The sequence below is a fragment of the Mycobacterium yunnanensis genome (genome assembly GCF_025823185.1).
In the GTDB taxonomy this organism is placed as follows: Bacteria; Actinomycetota; Actinomycetes; order Mycobacteriales; family Mycobacteriaceae; genus Mycobacterium; species Mycobacterium yunnanensis.
In genome coordinates this window covers 1-809 of sequence record NZ_JACKVK010000006.1, presented here as the reverse complement: position 1 = coordinate 809, position 809 = coordinate 1, and the positions used below count along the sequence as shown (strand labels likewise).

Annotated in this window: 2 pseudogenes; one reads left to right on the top strand and one right to left on the bottom strand. The window is 69.1% G+C overall.

Annotated features, from left to right (window positions below):
- Nucleotides 1-123 (top strand): annotated as a pseudogene (locus H7K45_RS10100) (IS481 family transposase); the annotation flags it as partial.
- Here H7K45_RS10100 and H7K45_RS10095 read toward each other — a convergent pair.
- A pseudogene (locus tag H7K45_RS10095) lies at nt 86-809 on the bottom strand (HNH endonuclease signature motif containing protein); the annotation flags it as partial. The pseudogenes H7K45_RS10100 and H7K45_RS10095 sit on opposite strands and share 38 nt — an antisense overlap.

Below are 809 nucleotides of genomic sequence, written 5' to 3'. Positions count from 1 at the left end.
GACCAACGCAACACCGCGCTACCGGGCTGGCTGCACTTCTACAATCACCACCGAGCCCACTCCGCCATCGGAGGCCGCCCACCAGTCACCAGACTGACCAACCTCCCTGGACATCACACCTAGGCGGCGTTGGGTTCGGGGCCGCACGGCTGGCGGTCCTGTCCCGCGGAGTTCACGACGTCGTCGTCGGGCGGTCGATACAGACGTTCTGGGCGGTGGTAGTCGTTCACCCGGGCTTGCCCGGTGTCCAAGCCCGCAGGCGGGATCCACTCGACGTCGTGATCGGCGTTGACCCGGGTGGCCCAGCCACCGGGACCGACCATCCGATTGTCGGGCCCGCACGCCAGGCCGAGCTCGTCGACGTTCGTCTGGCCGCCGTCGGCCCAATCCCGCGCCGCGTGATGCACCTGACTGCCATAGGCCGGCACCGTGCACCCCGGCTTCGTGCAACCACCGTCGCGCGCGATCAACATCAACCGTTGCGCCGACGTGGCGACGCGACGGGCCCGGACAGATTCAACGCCGCCCCCGTGGCCCCGTCGAACACCGCCAGGAACGGAACCGCCTCGGCCGCCAGCCCGATGACGTCACCGATGGGCATGACGGTGCCACCTCCAGTGACCCCCACCCCCGCACGGCTCTCCAAATCCTGCAGCGTGGTGCGGATGACGATCGACGTCGTCAACCCGTTGTGCCGGCCAAGCTCCCCACTGGCCAGCACACTGCGTCCGACCGCCATCAGCGCGTCATGCTGACGCTGGCCCAGGCTGCGGTGGTCGCCGTCGATCTGTTCCTGGGTGGGAGTGCCC